Origin of the sequence: Glutamicibacter sp. B1 (genome assembly GCF_039602135.1) — a bacterium.
In the GTDB taxonomy this organism is placed as follows: domain Bacteria; phylum Actinomycetota; class Actinomycetes; order Actinomycetales; family Micrococcaceae; genus Glutamicibacter; species Glutamicibacter ectropisis.
Window position 1 is genome coordinate 2,761,814 of the sequence record NZ_CP125942.1, and the last position, 14,990, is coordinate 2,776,803.

Below are 14,990 nucleotides of genomic sequence, written 5' to 3' on the forward strand. Positions count from 1 at the left end.
GATGTTTAACGTTACTTGGCTCGCGTGTAGAACGGCAGTTCGACGACGACAAATGGCAAAGTCTTACCGCGCAGATCTACCTCTAGCTCGGTACCAACTTCACTGAATTGTGCATCCACATACCCTAGGGCTACCGGGTAACCAAGGGTCGGAGATGGCTGGCCGGAGGTGATTTCTCCGACAGTGGCCCCGTCCTTGACGATGGCATAACCACCGCGGCCGGCGCGCTTACCCAGACCCTTCAGACCAACCAGCTTGCGTGCTGGGCTCTGCTCTCGCAAGGCTTCCAGGGCCTTTCGACCCACAAAATCTTCTTCCTTCTTGAAGGAGACTACAGGGCCAAATCCCGCATCAAATGGGGTTCGTTCCAGGCTCAGCTCGTTACCGTACAACGGCATACCGGCTTCCAAACGAAGTGAGTCGCGGGCGGCCAAGCCACACGGAACCAATTCGTAATCCGCACCAATGGTGATGATCTTGCTCCACAGTTCGGCGGCCTGTTCATTTTCGATGATCAATTCGAAGCCGTCTTCACCGGTGTATCCTGTGCGCGCCAGCAGTACGTCCATACCGCCGAGCACCAGATTAGCCGCTGCATAATATTTCAGTTCTGTGACGCTCTGGGCTACTGCTTCATCCGCTGCCAGCTTGGCAACGATGGCCTCAGCGTTGGGTCCCTGAACTGCAATCAGGGACTGGCGAGCCGAAGCGTTATCCAGCTGAACATCAAATCCTGCTACTCGTTCTTCCAAAGCTGCAGCCACCACATCAGCATTGCCAGCGTTAGGAACGACGAGGAATTTCTCTTCCTCAAGGCGGTACACGATCAGATCATCGATGATCTTGCCTTCTTCATTCAAGATCAGCGAGTACTTGGCCTTGCCCACCTTCATGATGGTGAAGTTTCCAGCCAACGCGGTGTTCAGCGCGATGCCGGCCTGTGGACCGGAGAGGTAAACCTCGCCCATGTGGGACAGGTCAAAGAGTCCTGCGGTGGAACGAACTGCCCGGTGCTCGGCCAGTTCAGAACCGTACTTCAGTGGCATATCCCAGCCACCAAAGTCGGTGAAGTTTGCGCCGAGTTCTGCGTGCTGGGCATGCAGGGCGGTGTGCTTAAGTTCTTGGGTAGTTTCAGTCATCTCAAACTCTTTCTAGTCTTCGAAGGCTTCAGGAGCAGGGCAGGAGCAGATCAGGTTACGGTCGCCACCGGCGCCGTCAATACGGCCCACAGCTGGGAAGTACTTATCGAACTTCAAGCCGGAGACCGGGAAAGCAGCCTGCTCTACCGAGTACTTGCGATCCCAATTGCTGTTGATCACCGCGGTAGCAGTGTGTGGGGCGTTGCGCAGTGGTGACTGCTCGATGCTGTAGACGCCCGAGAGAACTTCTTCCATTTCCTGACGGATGGTGATCATGGCTTCGATGAAGCGCTCGATCTCGCCCAAGTCCTCGGACTCCGTTGGCTCAACCATCAAGGTGCCAGCCACTGGGAAGGACAGGGTTGGTGCGTGGAACCCAAAGTCGATCAGACGCTTGGCCACATCTTCTGCGGTGACCCCGGTCTTGGCGGTCAGTTCACGCAGGTCCAAGATGCACTCGTGTGCCACCAGGTCCTTGTTGCCGGTGAAGAGCACTGGGAAGTGTTCGTTCAGGCACTTAGCGATGTAGTTAGCGTTCAAGATTGCGTGCTTGGTGGCTTCGGTCAAACCATCGCCGCCCATCATGGCAATGTAAGCCCAAGAGATCGGCAGGACGCCGGCCGAGCCAAAGGCGGTGGCCACTACCGGCACACCATCGCGCTCGGTGTAGCTGCCCGAGGCATCGCCTGGCAAAAATGGCAGCAGGTGCTCGCCGACACCGATTGGGCCGACGCCTGGACCGCCACCACCGTGAGGGATGCAGAAGGTCTTGTGCAGGTTCAGGTGCGACACGTCGCCGCCGAACTTACCTGGCTGGGCCAGACCCACCATGGCGTTCATGTTGGCACCGTCGATGTACACCTGACCACCGGCTGCGTGAACCTTATCGCAGACCACACGCACGTCGGCGTCGTAGACACCGTGGGTGGATGGGTAGGTGATCATGATGGCGGCCAGTACGTCCTTGTTGGCCTCGATCTTGGCATCCAAATCATTGGCGTCAATGGTGCCGTCGGCAGCGGTCTTCACGACGACCACCTTCATACCAGCCAGTACTGCCGAAGCAGCGTTGGTGCCGTGGGCCGAGGCAGGGATCAGGCAGACATTGCGCTGGGCTTCTCCACGCGATGCGTGGTAGCCGGAGATGGCAAGCAGGCCTGCGTATTCGCCCTGGGATCCTGCGTTGGGCTGGATGGAGACGCCAGCGTAACCGGTGATCGCGGTCAAACGGCCTTCAAGGTCGGTGATCAGTTCACGCCAACCCACACTCTGTTCAGCTGGAACATAAGGGTGGATGGAAGCGAATTCTGGCCAGGTGATGGATTCCATCTCGGCAGCCGAGTTCAGCTTCATGGTGCACGAGCCCAGCGGGATCATGGTGCGATCCAGTGCCAGGTCACGGTCCGAGAGGCGACGCAGGTAACGCATCATCTGGGTCTCGGAGGAAATGGTGTTAAAGATTGGGTGGGTCAGGTAGTTGCTGGTGCGGACCTGGGAGGCTGGGATGTCGAATCCTTCGGGGGCCGAAAGCTCCACGCCGAAAACGCCCAGCAGGGTCTTGACGATATCCGAGGTGGTGGTCTCGTCGGTGGACACGCCCACCTGGGTGTCGTTGATCTTGCGCAGGTTGATCCCTGCTTCATTGGCGGCCGAGATGATCTGCTCAGCGTTCTCAACGTTGACTACTACGGTGTCGAAGAAGCTCTGAGAAGCCAAGGTGAATCCACCGGCTACCAGGGAGCTAGCAATCACGCGAGCGTGGTTGTTGGCGCGACTAGCGATCTGCTTCAGGCCTGCTGGGCCGTGGTACACCGCGTACATTGAGGCACAGATGGCCAACAGTGCTTGGGCGGTACAAATGTTGCTGGTCGCCTTTTCACGGCGAATGTGCTGTTCGCGGGTCTGCAGTGCCAGACGGTAGGCAGGAACTCCGGCGTCGTCCACCGAAACACCAACTAGGCGTCCTGGCATGGAGCGGGTCAGGCCATCGGCTACAGCCATGTAGGCTGCGTGCGGACCACCGAAGAACAGTGGCACACCAAAACGCTGGGTGTTACCCACGGCAATATCTGCGCCCTGCTCACCGGGAGGGGTGATCATGGTCAGAGCCAGCAGGTCAGCGATGACGGTGACCATGGCGCCGGCTTCCTTGGCGGCGGCGATGATGCCTTCATGCTCTGCGATGGAGCCGTTGTTACCTGGCTGCTGCAGCAGGATGCCGGAGATGTCACCCTCTGGCAGACCAGCGGACAGGTCAGCGACTTCAACTTCGAAGCCCAGTGCGTCGGCGCGGCCCTGCACGACCTTGATGGTCTGCGGGAAGATATTGGAGTCCAGGACGGTCTTGCCCTTGGCCTTCTTCTTGTTGGCGCGGCGCATCATCAGCACTGCTTCGGCGGCGGCCGAGGATTCGTCCAGCAGCGAGGCGTTGGCGATCGGCAGACCGGTCAGATCCATGACCATGGTCTGGAAGTTCAGCAGGGCTTCTAGGCGGCCCTGGGAGATTTCCGGCTGGTACGGGGTGTAGGCGGTGTACCAGGCAGGGTTTTCCACGATGTTGCGGCGGATTACCGCTGGGGTGATGGTGTCGTAGAAGCCCTGGCCGATCATCTGGGTCTTCATGACGTTCTTCGAGGCAAGCGCACGCAGGTGGGCCAAGGCTTCGGTTTCGCTCAGTGCGGCTGGGATATCCAGCATGGAGTCTTGGCGAATGTCTGCCGGAACGGCGGTATCGATCAGATCATCTAGGCTGCTGTAGCCCAGAGTCTGAAGCATGGTCTCTACATCTGCTGGACGCGGGCCGATATGGCGAGAAACAAATTCGCTTGTTGTTGAAGCCGAAGTCTGCGTGACGGTCATGGTGCTGGAGTCTCCACGGGGATCTGTCTTGGCGCATGCCAAAGGAAGGACGCTTTGCCTCCCCATCCCTGTTGCACTACCTGAGAGTTTTACACGTCCGGCCAACTAAGCCGGGCGCTTGCACCTTCGGTGAACCGGTTCTGGCCGGCTACTTTCCAGAGTTGCCTCGTGATGGCGGTACGGGGGCCTGAGAGTTTCCTGGGGAGGAATTGCTCCTACGGCGCCCGTCCATGGTGTGAACGGGACTCTCCCGCCATCCGTCTATGGCGTGTGCTACCGGTCAGAGAGCTGCAGCACACCACCATGTTACCTGCCCCGCGCTGAACGTCAAAGACACTAACGAAGAAAAACCGTCACAAAACGTTTAATTCGTGGCTGCGGAAAGCTGAAGGTACTGAGGATACTTGGCTGAGAGCGTGTCTCCCGAGGAGGTTCCGGTCAGTCGACGCTTGATCCACGGCGCTAAATGTTCTCTTGCCCAACCCAATTCAGCCTTGAGTTTTTCACCGCGTGAGTTCACTGCCAATTCGGGAAGAACGGGAGCCTGAATCAGTTGCGACCAATCATCATCAGTGACCTGGTGCTCAGCTAATACTTCGAGCACCTTGGAGGCCATCAGGCCATGCCCCAGTTCGTTCATGTGCAGTCGGTCCACGGCCCAGTAGCGTACGTCCGAAAATTCTCGCCACCGCCAGTAATCGGCAATGATCGCGCCGTGGGCATCGGCGATCTCGCGAACCTTCTCGTTATAAATGGCCGTGCGTGGACGGGTCTTGGAGAACAGCGGGGACTCAACGGTGTCAAAACCGGTAAATAGCAACACGGTGCTCCCGGCCTCGTTGAAGCGTCGGACAATTCCTTCATAACCACGCATCAGTGCGTCAAGGTCTGCTGTGGGCCGCAGAATGTCATTGCCGCCGGCATAGATGCTGACCAAATCTGGTTTCATGGACAGCCCTTGGTCGAGCTGCTGGTTAATGACCTGACCGATCTTTTTGCCACGCACCGCAAGGTTGGCGTATTCCCAGTCCCCTTGGGTGCAAAGCACTTCCGCGACTCGGTCGGCCCAACCGCGCACCTGATTGGGGCGTCCCAGATCAACGTCGCCAACGCCTTCTGTGAATGAATCACCTAATGCCAGAAACTTCTTCACTTCAATCCCACTTCGTATTTCTGATGCTCTTGCGATTTGGACAGATTAGTAGGTTTTTGCTTTGGCGTTCTTCGCCAGGATCAATTGTCGGGCTAGTTGTGAGAGCTGCACACCGGTGGCGGTGTCCCTGACCCCTTCATTACGCGAAGGAATGAAACCAAAGCCCAGTTGGTAGGCAGGATCAGCGAAGGCCAAGGAAGAGTTTGCCCCGTCATGCCCGTAGGCAAAGATGGATCCATAATTCACTCGAGCCGTGGCTTTCATGAACCCTAGGGCGAAGGCCTGCAACAGACCATTGGTTCGGTCGTGGCCATAGACCAATTCGGTAGAAACCCGAGACCAGGTATCTTCGCTGAGGAATCCGCTGGTGGCTCCAAGTGCCGGAACGGCTCCGAAGGAGGCTGCGTAAATCCCGGCCAAACCTTGAGCATTGGCGACACCGCCCATGGATGCTGGCCCAAGTTCACGCACCTGCGCGGCATTGGCCAGTTCGTGCCAGTTGTATACCGGGCCGTCGGCCAGTGCGAATCCGGAAGCGGAGTTCACGGCCAGGCCGCCTGGCGAGAATGGATCAAAGAATTCGGTGGGCGCATCTAGGGCCGGGAGCACGTCGCGGTAGCGCGGTTCCAGGGCCGGATCTTGACCGATATAGACGTCAACGCCCAATGGTTTACGGATGCGCTCTTCAAATACTTCTTGCAGTTCTTTGCCGGTGACTCGGCGGACCAGTTCTTCCATGAGCACGCCCATGGTGATGGCGTGGTAACCGACAATGTTTTGACCCAAAGGCCAGATGCTTGGCATGGAGGCCAGGACCTTGGCGTATTCAGCCGAGTTCAGCAATACCTCGCTTGGTACTCCCCCGGGAACTCCAAGGACACCGGCTTGGTGGCTGAGTACTTCGCCGACGCTCAGGGCGCTTTTGCCTCCAGCGCCAAATTCAGGCCAGTAGGTCACCATCGGTGCGTTGGGATCGATCAGGCCATCTTGCACCAGTAGGGCGATGACCAGTGCACTCAGACCTTTGGTGCAGGAAAAGACGCAGGTCAGGGAATCTGCAGCAAGGTGCTCCCCCACACTATGGCTGAGGACTAGTTCGCCTCGGTGATAAACGGCTAGCTGCGCCGAATAGTCTTCTTCTTCGGCGGCTCGTGCTTCCAGAGCCTGAGCCAATGGTGCGAAATCTTCGCTGATCACCGAGTCCATGTACATCCTTAAACCGCTTGTCCCTTTTCAACTAACCCTAGTCGGATTCACCATGATTCTCGATGGACGCGCCTTGACACGCCTTTGGGGATATCCGTACGTCAAGTCACAGGTTCAAATGCCAAATACCGTTCATCGTTCCTTTACTACCGCTGAACCTGCGAGTCTGTGAGCCAGCCCGGTAGGCGGTTTGCCGACCTTGAACGCAACCACTAAGTTTGTCATGCTTGCCACCAATATTTGAAGGAGATGAACTCGATCGCATGACTGTGGATAGTGACTCGCCGGTAACCCCGAGCCAGGATTCAGAACTCAAGCGGGTGATCGGCCCAAAGCTGCTGCTATTCCTCATCATGGGCGATATTATCGGCGCAGGTATTTTTGCTATTACCGGCAAGGTTGCCGGACAGGTTGGCGGCGCAGCATGGCTACCTTTTTTGGTGGCCTTCGCCATCGCCACCCTCACCGCTTTCAGCTACTTGGAACTGGTGACCAAATACCCTCATGCCGCCGGCGCAGCACTGTATGTGCATAAAGCCTTCGGCGTCCATTTCGTCACCTTCATCGTGGCCTTTACCGTGGCCTGTTCTGGCATTACCAGCGCCGCTACTTCGGCAACTTTGGTGGGACAAAACCTCTTGATTGGCTTCGGCCAGTTCATTGATGGAGTACCAACCACACCGCAGGCCGGCATGTGGGCAGCGATTGCCATCATCGTGATCCTCGCGTTGATCAACCTGCGTGGTGTTGGTGAGAGCGTGAAGTTCAACCTCGTGCTGACCATCGTGTCGCTGGCCATCATGGCCGTAATCATCGGTATCGGTTTCGCTGTCATTGCCTCGGGTCAGGGCGATGTAAGCCGTCTGGTGGTCTTCGAAACCCCCTCGGATCGTAGCATTTTCGCGGCGGTGACCATGGGTACCGCTATTGCGTTCTTCGCCATGGTGGGCTTCGAAGACTCGGTAAACCTGGTTGAAGAGACAAAGAACCCGAATAAGATCTTCCCGAAGATCATGCTCATTGGTCTGGGCTTGTGCGCGGTGATTTACATGCTGGTGGCCATCACCGTGATCATGGTCATCCCTACCGGCGACCTGCTCAACCCAAAGAACCCGGATGCCGGCATCCTGCTGGATGTGGTGCGCATTGGTGCTCCCAACATTCCTGTCGATGCTATTTTCCCGTTTGTCACCGTCTTCGCGGTGGTCAATACCGCGCTGATGAACATGTTGATGGCCAGCCGTTTGCTTTACGGTATGGCACGTCAGGGCGTGCTGCCACAGTTCTTGGGCAAGGTGCACTCCACCCGCCGCTCCCCTTGGGTAGCCATCCTATTCAGCACGGTGATGGCGATCGCTTTGGTTGCTTATGTGAACCTCGACAGCGAGAACGGTATCGTCGGCTCACTCGGTGGTACCACGGCATTGTTGCTCCTCTGTGTCTTCGCAGTAGTGAACGTGTCGTTGCTGGTTCTTCGCCGCGAAAAGGCACCAGCAGATGCCTTCCGCGCACCAACGATCATCCCGATTCTTGGCGTCGTCTTCTGTTTGTTCCTTGCCGGACCGTGGGCTCGTTCTCGCGAAGACTGGGTGCAGTATGAGATCGCTGGTCTGCTGTTGCTCATCGGCGTGGCGCTGTGGGCGTTGACGTGGCTGATCAATCGCATTAATTACAAGAAGGGCATCATTGAGACTCACCCTGGAGACTACAAATAATTAGTCGCTAAAAACTACGGTCCACCAAGATTTTCTTGGTGGACCGTAGCTTTATAAAATGTGATTCAGCCTGTCGGCGCTAAGCGGAGCGCTCGATAGTTTCCTGACGGAAGCGAAGTTTCCATTCGCCCTGACCTTGCTGCCACCAGGAGGAGACGACAAGCACTTCGGAGCCCGCTGGCTTCATCCGGTAAGCCAATAACACCATGTCTTCGCTGATCTGGCGGGTGGCCAAAACCTGCATCTGTCCGGTGGTCGGCAGCGCGGATCCACGCTCCAGCAACCTGCCAATACTGGCAACATCCAGTAGTCCGCCATCCCTGCTGACTTCTTGATAACTCGGGTGTAGGAAGTCTTTAAGCTCGGTGAAGCTGGTTCGGATTTGTGGATCGAGGAATCCACGTTCAAGCTCATACACGGTGGCTGCAAAGTCAGTAGTCTGCGCAGGGGCAGCTGGCGCTGCTGGCGTAGCTACGGGTTTCACTGATTCTTTTTCGACAGGTGCGGCAGATCCAGCGCCACCGGTATAACCCGGGCCAGCATCTGGGGTGGTGCCTTGCTGGTGCGCGGTGGCTGCAGCGCGCGCGTGATCATCTGCGGCTTCGTTCAAGTCATGGCCGGCATGGCCTTTGACCCATTCAAAACTGTATTTTCGTCCTTGAATCGCCGCATCAAGTTCTTTGAGAATGTCTTGGTTGAGGACTTGCTTGCCGTCGGCTTTTTTCCAGCCGCGCTTTTTCCATCCTGGCATCCATTTGCTGATGCAATTAATCGCATACTGCGAATCACAGAGGATCTTGAGCTCTTCTTCCGGCAGGTGCTCGGTGGCACGAAAGAGTTCTAAAACAGCTTGGAGCTCGCCCATATTGTTGGTTCCGTGGTCCCAACCGCCAGCGGCCCAATTCTCTTCATCCACATACCAAGCCCAACCGGCTGGTCCGGGATTACCTAGGGCGGATCCATCTGCAGCAGCAATGATCGTCATAGTTCAATCCTGCCACGCCAGTACCCCAGGAGCGGTTCTTGGGTCCGGCTATGTCCCTGTCAGTTTTATGGCATTGTTCGCATTTGATCAGGTAGCACTGTGGTTACCATGGGTGGTGTGAAGAAAATCTTGCCATTCCTAGCCACGACTTCCTTGTTATTGCTCAGCGCCTGTTCTGCACCGTCCACGGATACCCTGCGGGAAGAGGATCCCGAAGGTTATGCAGCCTGCATTCATTTTGGCGGAGGGTTAGATGCTCCCGAGGGTATCGGCGAGACGAACATGCTCAAGGCAGCGCAGCATGGTTCGCAATCGAGCACCGAGCAGATTAGTCAAGCAGTCACTACACAGGAGTCGAAAACCCCTGAGATCACGGATGTTGAAGCGTTCAAGACTGCTTGTGAGGCTCAGGGGTTTGACTTTTAGTTCTCTGGCTTAGGCCGGGTACATCGGGTTATGGCCGGTGGCTACGCGCTCTTCGGTGCGTACTTCATCTGGTGCGGTGCCATCTAACCAAGGACCACTCTCGGCCAAATGTTCCCGCTGCGGCGCTTCGAGCCAGTTTTCCAGGGCTGGTCCTTGCGGGATGATTTGCGTTGGGTTGATGTCTTCGTGGACGACATAGTAGTGCGCCTTGATTTGCTCAAAATCGATGGTGTCGCCGAAGCCTGGCATCTGGAACAAATCGCGGGCATAGCCCCAGAGGTTAGGCATCTCGATGAGCTTGTTTCGGTTGGTTTTGAAGTGCCCGTGATACACCGGATCAAATCGCACCAGGGTGGTAAAGAGTCTGACATCGGCTTCAGTGATGTGATCTCCCATGAGGAATCGACGTGTGGATAGTCGCTCTTCAAGGAAATCTAGGGTGGTAAAAAAGCGCTGGTAGGCGTCGTTGTAGGCCTTTTGGTCACCGGCAAAACCTGCGCGATATACGCCGTTATTAAGCTCGGTAAAGATGCGCTTGATCAGTGGCAGCATTTCTTCTAGTTGATCCTGCGGAATCAGGTTTGGTGCGCCATCGCGATGGAACTCTTTCCATTGGGTGGATAGGTCCCAAGTGATTTGTGGGTAATCGTTGGTGACCACAGCCCCGGTGGGAATATCAACGATGGCCGGTACGGTGATGCCTCGTGGGTAGTCGGCAAAACGCTTAAAGTAGTTCTCTTGAATCCGTTCGGTTCCCAGCACCGGGTCTTTCCCGTCAGGATCCAAATCAAAGGTCCAGCTGCGCGAGTCATGGGTGGGCCCGGGCAGGCCGACAGACAGCGCGTCTTCAAGGCCCAGCAGGCGTCGAACAATTAGGGTGCGGTTAGCCCAGGGGCAAGCGCGTGCCGCAACAAGACGGTAACGTCCTGCTTCTACGGGCCAGAGCGTAGCTCCTTGTGAGACACCAGCTTGAGGGTGCCCGATCTTGCTGTCATTGTGTTCATTACTGTAACTGGCCGGGTTGGTGTCCGCGACAATCCGATCTTGGATGTAATTAGTATCCCGGGTGAATTCTCCGCCGGTGACATAGGCACCCTTGGTTGAATATTCCTCGCTCATTCTTTCCCTCCAAAATCTGTGGTGCCGAACAGTGTTGCGCTCCAACACGAGCCTATGACAACTGGCAGTCGTTGAACATGGCAACTCGAACAACGATCTGATTGACACGTCACCTTATATTGCAAAATTAAACTTTACACGAGATGATTGATGCGTCAACAAAATTTGTTGGGCCACAAATTCTGCAAAGGGTGAGAGTAGAAAATGACGAGCGATGAGACCCGCTGGCTAACTCAGAGCGAGCAGGACCTCTGGCGTACGATCCGTGAGTTCCTCTGGCAATTTCCTAGCGCCATGGATCGTCAGTTGGTACGCGACTCTCAAATGCAGTCCGGTGAATACTCGGTCTTGGCAGTACTTTCCGAAGCAGCTACTCCTAGTTTACGTCCCGCCGATGTTGCCGAGGAACTGCGCTGGGACCGCTCACGCCTCTCCCACCTCTTACGTCGCATGGAAGCAAAGGGACTGATCAGCCGTTGCTCCGATGAAACCGATCGCCGAGGTCATCAAATCGCGCTGACCGAACTCGGGCAGGAAACCATCGGGAATGCTGCGCCGAGTCATGTGACTTTTGTGCGTGAAACCCTCTTTGATTCACTGAATGCCACGGAACGTCGTGCATTAGAAACCGCGTTGCCTAAAATTCTTGAATCCATTGAACGACAGGGCCTGAAAGACTCAAGCTGCTAGCTGGCGCGTACGGCCAGCTCGCTATTTTGAACCAATCGCCAGAAGCGACCACCAAGAGCCACCAACTCGCCATAGGTTCCGGATTCTGCGATCTTTCCATCTTCCAGCACCACAATGTGATCAGCTCTCATCACGGTGCTCAATCGGTGCGCAATCAACAGTGTCGTACGGCCCACCGCCAACTCGTCCAACGCTTGCTGCACCAGAGCCTCGGTGACCGTATCCAAAGCGCTGGTAGCTTCATCGAGCACCAAAACCTTTGGTTCACGCAACATGGTGCGAGCGATGGCCAAACGTTGTTGTTCGCCACCGGAGAATCGGTGGCCACGTTGCCCCACTTCGGTTTCCAAACCAAGTGGCAGGCTGCGAATGAGATCGGCAATTTGCGCAGCTTCTAGGGCTCGCCACAATTGCTCTTCCGTCGCTTCAGGGGCAGCCCACAAGAGGTTAGCCCGGACGGTATCATGCAAGAGGTAGCTCTCTTGAGCCACCACCGAAACGGCACTCGCAATTCCTTGCTGGTCATAGTCCTTCAGATCAATTCCATCGAGCAGCACCTGCCCCGAAGTAGGATCCAACAATCGTGGCAGGAGCGAACCCAGCGTCGATTTTCCAGAACCGGTGGCACCAACGACAGCCGTCATCGTGCCAGCTGGCAGACGTAGGTTCAGCTTCTCCAAAGTCGACTTGGTTGCTTGCGGGTAGCGGAAGCTCACCTCACGCAATTCAACTTCACCGCTGATGCGAGCGGGATCGACCTTCACCGGGTTACTAGCCACCGGAAGTTCTTGATCCGTGTCGAGGTATTCAAAAACGCGGCTAAACAGCGCCATCGCAGAGACCCACTGCACCGAAAGCTGCATAAGTCCCATCACCGGGCGGAAGATTCCTGCCTGCAGGCCGGTAAAGGCCACCAGCGTACCGATGCTCATCCCGTCTCCGGTAACAGGGAGTCCAGCTGCCAAATACAACACCGCGGGAATGGCAGCGAAGATGATACTCATCGTGGCCATACGCCAGCGTCCAGCCAGCGCACTTTTCATTTCAAGGTCAATGAGCTTGTGGCTAGATTCAGTAAAGGCTTGAGCATCCGCCGGACCGGTACCCATCACCTTGGACAGGCGAACCCCGGAAATACTCAGGCGTTCTTCAATCAGAGATGTCAGATTCGACATCTCTCGCTGACGCTTGCCGGTCACAGCACGTCGTAGCTTTGCTGTCTGCTTGGCCAATAAGATGGCCGGAGGAAAGACGATCAGAGAGATCAGACTTAGTTTCCAGGAGATGGCCACCATGGCAACTGCGGTGGCAACCACCGTAGTCAGGTTGGAAGCAATACTCGTTGCTGAATTGGTAATCACTGACTGCATCTGACCGACGTCATTGATCAGTCGCGACTGCACATCACCAGAGCGCGAGTTGGTGAAGAATCCCAGAGACTGTTTCTGCAGGTGAGTAAAGAGTCCGGTGCGCAGCCGGTGCATCACGCGTTGCCCCATCAAGGTGGCCCGCCATGTCTGCACCACCTCAAGCACCGCGGTAATCAGGGCAATGAGCACCAGCCCTCCGGCACCAGCGAGGAGCAACCGGATATTGGAGTGTGGGATGGCATCATCGATGAGTTCACGAACAATGAAGGGCTGAGCTAGGCCAATAACCGAGGACGCCACGATCAACAGCATGACTGCGATGACCGATCCTAGGTGGGGACGGAACAACGCAGCTACACGTCGCAGAGATACCGGGTGCTCAGCAAGTCGTTGCTTGTCTTGCGCAGAGCTTTTCATCCGCCCACCGGTTGCACTTCCTGCACCGCCTGGGTGCACGGGTATTGGATTGACACTCATAGCTCCCCCTTCGTCGTCTTCTTTCCCTCAAAGAATAACAGAGGTTACCTCACTATGTGGTTCCATCTTGAAATTGTTCCGAAGAACACACTATTCTTAATCCCATGCAGAACGAAGAGTCCAAGCCTGACTTGGCAGATCTTTTCCTCCGGGCTTCACGGGTCATCCGTGGCCGCTGGCGGGAGAGCCTGATTCCTATGGGCATCACCCCACACCAGTCACGGGTACTGTCCATACTGGGTCATGCCGATGCCGAAGGGCTACGAAACTCGCAGTTGGCGGATCGACTTCATATTGCTGCTCGGTCCACCACTGAAGTTGTCGACCAGCTTGAAGCAAAACAGCTGGTTACTCGCACGCCGGATCCCGCCGACCGCCGAGCAACCCTGATCGCGTTGAGCCCCAGTGGCCGGGCACAGTTAGGTGAGATGTCTCAGTTGCGCAGAGAGAGCATGGAAGGCTACTTCGAGAAACTCCCACCTACCGACCGCGAAGAACTTACTCGACTGCTAGAAATTCTTGACCGCGAAAACCCGCGCCCTTCCCGTACAGCGTGCAAGGAACCGCGTTCTTCCCACTGACTTCAGCGCTACGACGACGTAGGCCCGGAATAATCATCCAGAGGATCGGCAAGAACACGAGCATCAGTAATTAGCCGCGGGTGCGGCTGCGCCAAACGAGCAGCACATAGTGGCGGATCATCGCGATGAAGACCACCGCCCACACCAGCACTGCGGCGATCAACGTTCCGTGCCCGATGCTTTCCACTATCGGCAACGAGTCGACCCTGCCCAGGTTGATTGACGCCACGGCGAACATTCCGACGGGGAAGACGATTGACCAGAGTGCTGGCGTATACGCTACCGGAACGCGATGCACGAAGTGTCGCCATACCCCAGCGCCCACCAGGAACGGTATCAGCCAGAGGCAGTAGCTCCAGAAGGCCGCCACCGTCCCGGCAATTAGCGCACGAGTGGCATCAACCATTGGCGTGGATTCCATGCCGACAATCTTGCTGCCGGCCACCACGGCGATGGCCATAGCGCCCATGGTCACCCAGTACGGTGGTTCGAATTCTTTCGGCGTCATCCCGAAGTGCAAGATCCTGAGCATTACCAGCATGGCGATACCGGCATAGAGTGCTACGCCGACCGACCAGCTGAGCACAGCTAGCAAGCCAATCAGGGATTGTCCTTGCGGCAAATGCGACTGGACGACGCTCAGGCCGATGGCCAAGGATTGGCTAGCCACGGCCCAGATGAACCAGGTGCCGTTGACCCTGGACTGGATCGGTTTTCCGTCCCGAGTCAAAAAGACCTGCCATGGCAACACATAGCCGAAGATGAACCAGAGAACAGCAGCCAGAGCCACGAGCACCATGGAGAGCGCACTGTAACCTTCGGCGTCCAACCGCACCGCGAGGACATCGGTGCCAGCGACGACGGTGAAGTATCCGAAGGCCATTTCCGGCCTGCGAAGTTCGGCTTTCATAATTTGGCTAAAGGCAATTGCCCGCCAGATGTACAGCACCCACAGCACTAGATACGAAAGCGCGGCAATGACCAGCAGGATGCTGGAGAGCAGGTCCCATCCGGCCTCATGAAGGCCGATGGAGACAATGCCGGTGCCCATCGTCAGGGCAAAATATCCTGGCGACAGGTTCTCTAGGACGTCACGGAAAACCCGAGGTCTGGAGGTAGCCGGTTCTTGCTGGGTTTGCCAATCGTCCATGAATCCAGCGTACGACTGTTGGCTCAGTGAAGTGGAATCACGAGATCTGGCGAAGGCTCAGGGTCATCGCTAAAGGCTCAAGGGTATGACTCCGATGAAATATCAGTGTCATACCCTTGT

At 56.5% G+C, this 14,990-nt stretch carries 12 protein-coding genes and 1 riboswitch; of the genes, 4 read left to right on the top strand and 8 right to left on the bottom strand.

Annotated features, from left to right (window positions below):
- Nucleotides 1-11: 11 nt before the first annotated feature.
- The 4 genes from gcvT to QMQ05_RS12985 form a co-directional block, all read right to left on the bottom strand.
- Entirely contained in the window at nt 12-1,139 is a 1,128-nt protein-coding gene (gene gcvT, locus QMQ05_RS12970; protein ID WP_345470622.1) for a glycine cleavage system aminomethyltransferase GcvT, read from the bottom strand.
- Between the two features lie 12 nt (nt 1,140-1,151).
- Nucleotides 1,152-3,998, bottom strand: a complete 2,847-nt coding sequence (gene gcvP, locus QMQ05_RS12975) for an aminomethyl-transferring glycine dehydrogenase (protein WP_345470623.1) — start codon at nt 3,996-3,998, stop codon at nt 1,152-1,154.
- A 165-nt stretch (nt 3,999-4,163) separates the two neighbouring features.
- Nucleotides 4,164-4,261, bottom strand: a riboswitch (glycine riboswitch).
- Nucleotides 4,262-4,362: 101 nt separating this feature from the next.
- Complete coding sequence (locus tag QMQ05_RS12980) at nt 4,363-5,151, bottom strand: SGNH/GDSL hydrolase family protein (RefSeq protein ID WP_345470625.1); 789 nt, start codon at nt 5,149-5,151, stop codon at nt 4,363-4,365.
- Nucleotides 5,152-5,196: 45 nt separating this feature from the next.
- Complete coding sequence (locus QMQ05_RS12985) at nt 5,197-6,357, bottom strand: serine hydrolase domain-containing protein (RefSeq protein ID WP_345470628.1); 1,161 nt, start codon at nt 6,355-6,357, stop codon at nt 5,197-5,199.
- A gap of 263 nt (nt 6,358-6,620) precedes the next feature.
- On the opposite strand from QMQ05_RS12985, the gene QMQ05_RS12990 reads away from it, so the two are divergent.
- A complete protein-coding gene (locus QMQ05_RS12990; RefSeq protein WP_345470631.1) occupies nt 6,621-8,072 on the top strand; it encodes an APC family permease in 1,452 nt (483 codons plus the stop codon).
- A 79-nt stretch (nt 8,073-8,151) separates the two neighbouring features.
- On the opposite strand, the gene QMQ05_RS12995 is transcribed toward QMQ05_RS12990, so the two are convergent.
- Nucleotides 8,152-9,057, bottom strand: a complete 906-nt coding sequence (locus tag QMQ05_RS12995; protein ID WP_345470633.1) for an RNase H family protein — start codon at nt 9,055-9,057, stop codon at nt 8,152-8,154.
- Nucleotides 9,058-9,156: 99 nt separating this feature from the next.
- Here QMQ05_RS12995 and QMQ05_RS13000 point away from each other — a divergent pair, with 99 nt between their 5' ends.
- A complete protein-coding gene (locus QMQ05_RS13000) occupies nt 9,157-9,483 on the top strand; it encodes a hypothetical protein (RefSeq protein WP_345470635.1) in 327 nt (108 codons plus the stop codon).
- A 9-nt stretch (nt 9,484-9,492) separates the two neighbouring features.
- Here the strand turns inward: QMQ05_RS13000 and QMQ05_RS13005 are convergent, their stop codons facing one another.
- Complete coding sequence (locus QMQ05_RS13005; protein ID WP_345470637.1) at nt 9,493-10,602, bottom strand: glutathione S-transferase C-terminal domain-containing protein; 1,110 nt, start codon at nt 10,600-10,602, stop codon at nt 9,493-9,495.
- 204 nt (nt 10,603-10,806) lie between these two features.
- On the opposite strand from QMQ05_RS13005, the gene QMQ05_RS13010 reads away from it, so the two are divergent.
- Complete coding sequence (locus QMQ05_RS13010) at nt 10,807-11,292, top strand: MarR family winged helix-turn-helix transcriptional regulator (protein WP_345470639.1); 486 nt, start codon at nt 10,807-10,809, stop codon at nt 11,290-11,292.
- Here QMQ05_RS13010 and QMQ05_RS13015 read toward each other — a convergent pair.
- The gene (locus QMQ05_RS13015; RefSeq protein ID WP_345470641.1) at nt 11,289-13,139 is read right to left on the bottom strand and encodes an ABC transporter ATP-binding protein; all 1,851 of its coding nucleotides are present in this window, start codon (nt 13,137-13,139) and stop codon (nt 11,289-11,291) included. The two genes, QMQ05_RS13010 and QMQ05_RS13015, sit on opposite strands and share 4 nt — an antisense overlap.
- Nucleotides 13,140-13,243: 104 nt before the next feature.
- Between QMQ05_RS13015 and QMQ05_RS13020 the strand changes: the two genes are divergently transcribed.
- Nucleotides 13,244-13,720, top strand: coding sequence for a MarR family winged helix-turn-helix transcriptional regulator (locus QMQ05_RS13020; protein WP_345470643.1), 477 nt, complete (start codon nt 13,244-13,246; stop codon nt 13,718-13,720).
- Between the two features lie 70 nt (nt 13,721-13,790).
- Here the strand turns inward: QMQ05_RS13020 and QMQ05_RS13025 are convergent, their stop codons facing one another.
- Complete coding sequence (locus QMQ05_RS13025; RefSeq protein ID WP_345470645.1) at nt 13,791-14,870, bottom strand: tellurite resistance/C4-dicarboxylate transporter family protein; 1,080 nt, start codon at nt 14,868-14,870, stop codon at nt 13,791-13,793.
- Between the last annotated feature and the right edge of the window lie 120 nt (nt 14,871-14,990).

Bases quoted from the DNA above. Each gene is read 5' to 3' on its own strand.
- QMQ05_RS12990 (WP_345470631.1), top strand. From the start codon at position 6,621: ATGACTGTGGATAGTGACTCGCCGGTAACCCCGAGCCAGGATTCAGAA.
- gcvP (WP_345470623.1), bottom strand. From the start codon at position 3,998: ATGACCGTCACGCAGACTTCGGCTTCAACAACAAGCGAATTTGTTTCT.
- gcvT (WP_345470622.1), bottom strand. From the start codon at position 1,139: ATGACTGAAACTACCCAAGAACTTAAGCACACCGCCCTGCATGCCCAG.
- QMQ05_RS13025 (WP_345470645.1), bottom strand. From the start codon at position 14,870: ATGGACGATTGGCAAACCCAGCAAGAACCGGCTACCTCCAGACCTCGG.
- QMQ05_RS13005 (WP_345470637.1), bottom strand. From the start codon at position 10,602: ATGAGCGAGGAATATTCAACCAAGGGTGCCTATGTCACCGGCGGAGAA.
- QMQ05_RS12995 (WP_345470633.1), bottom strand. From the start codon at position 9,057: ATGACGATCATTGCTGCTGCAGATGGATCCGCCCTAGGTAATCCCGGA.
- QMQ05_RS12985 (WP_345470628.1), bottom strand. From the start codon at position 6,357: ATGGACTCGGTGATCAGCGAAGATTTCGCACCATTGGCTCAGGCTCTG.
- QMQ05_RS13020 (WP_345470643.1), top strand. From the start codon at position 13,244: ATGCAGAACGAAGAGTCCAAGCCTGACTTGGCAGATCTTTTCCTCCGG.
- QMQ05_RS13010 (WP_345470639.1), top strand. From the start codon at position 10,807: ATGACGAGCGATGAGACCCGCTGGCTAACTCAGAGCGAGCAGGACCTC.
- QMQ05_RS13015 (WP_345470641.1), bottom strand. From the start codon at position 13,139: ATGAGTGTCAATCCAATACCCGTGCACCCAGGCGGTGCAGGAAGTGCA.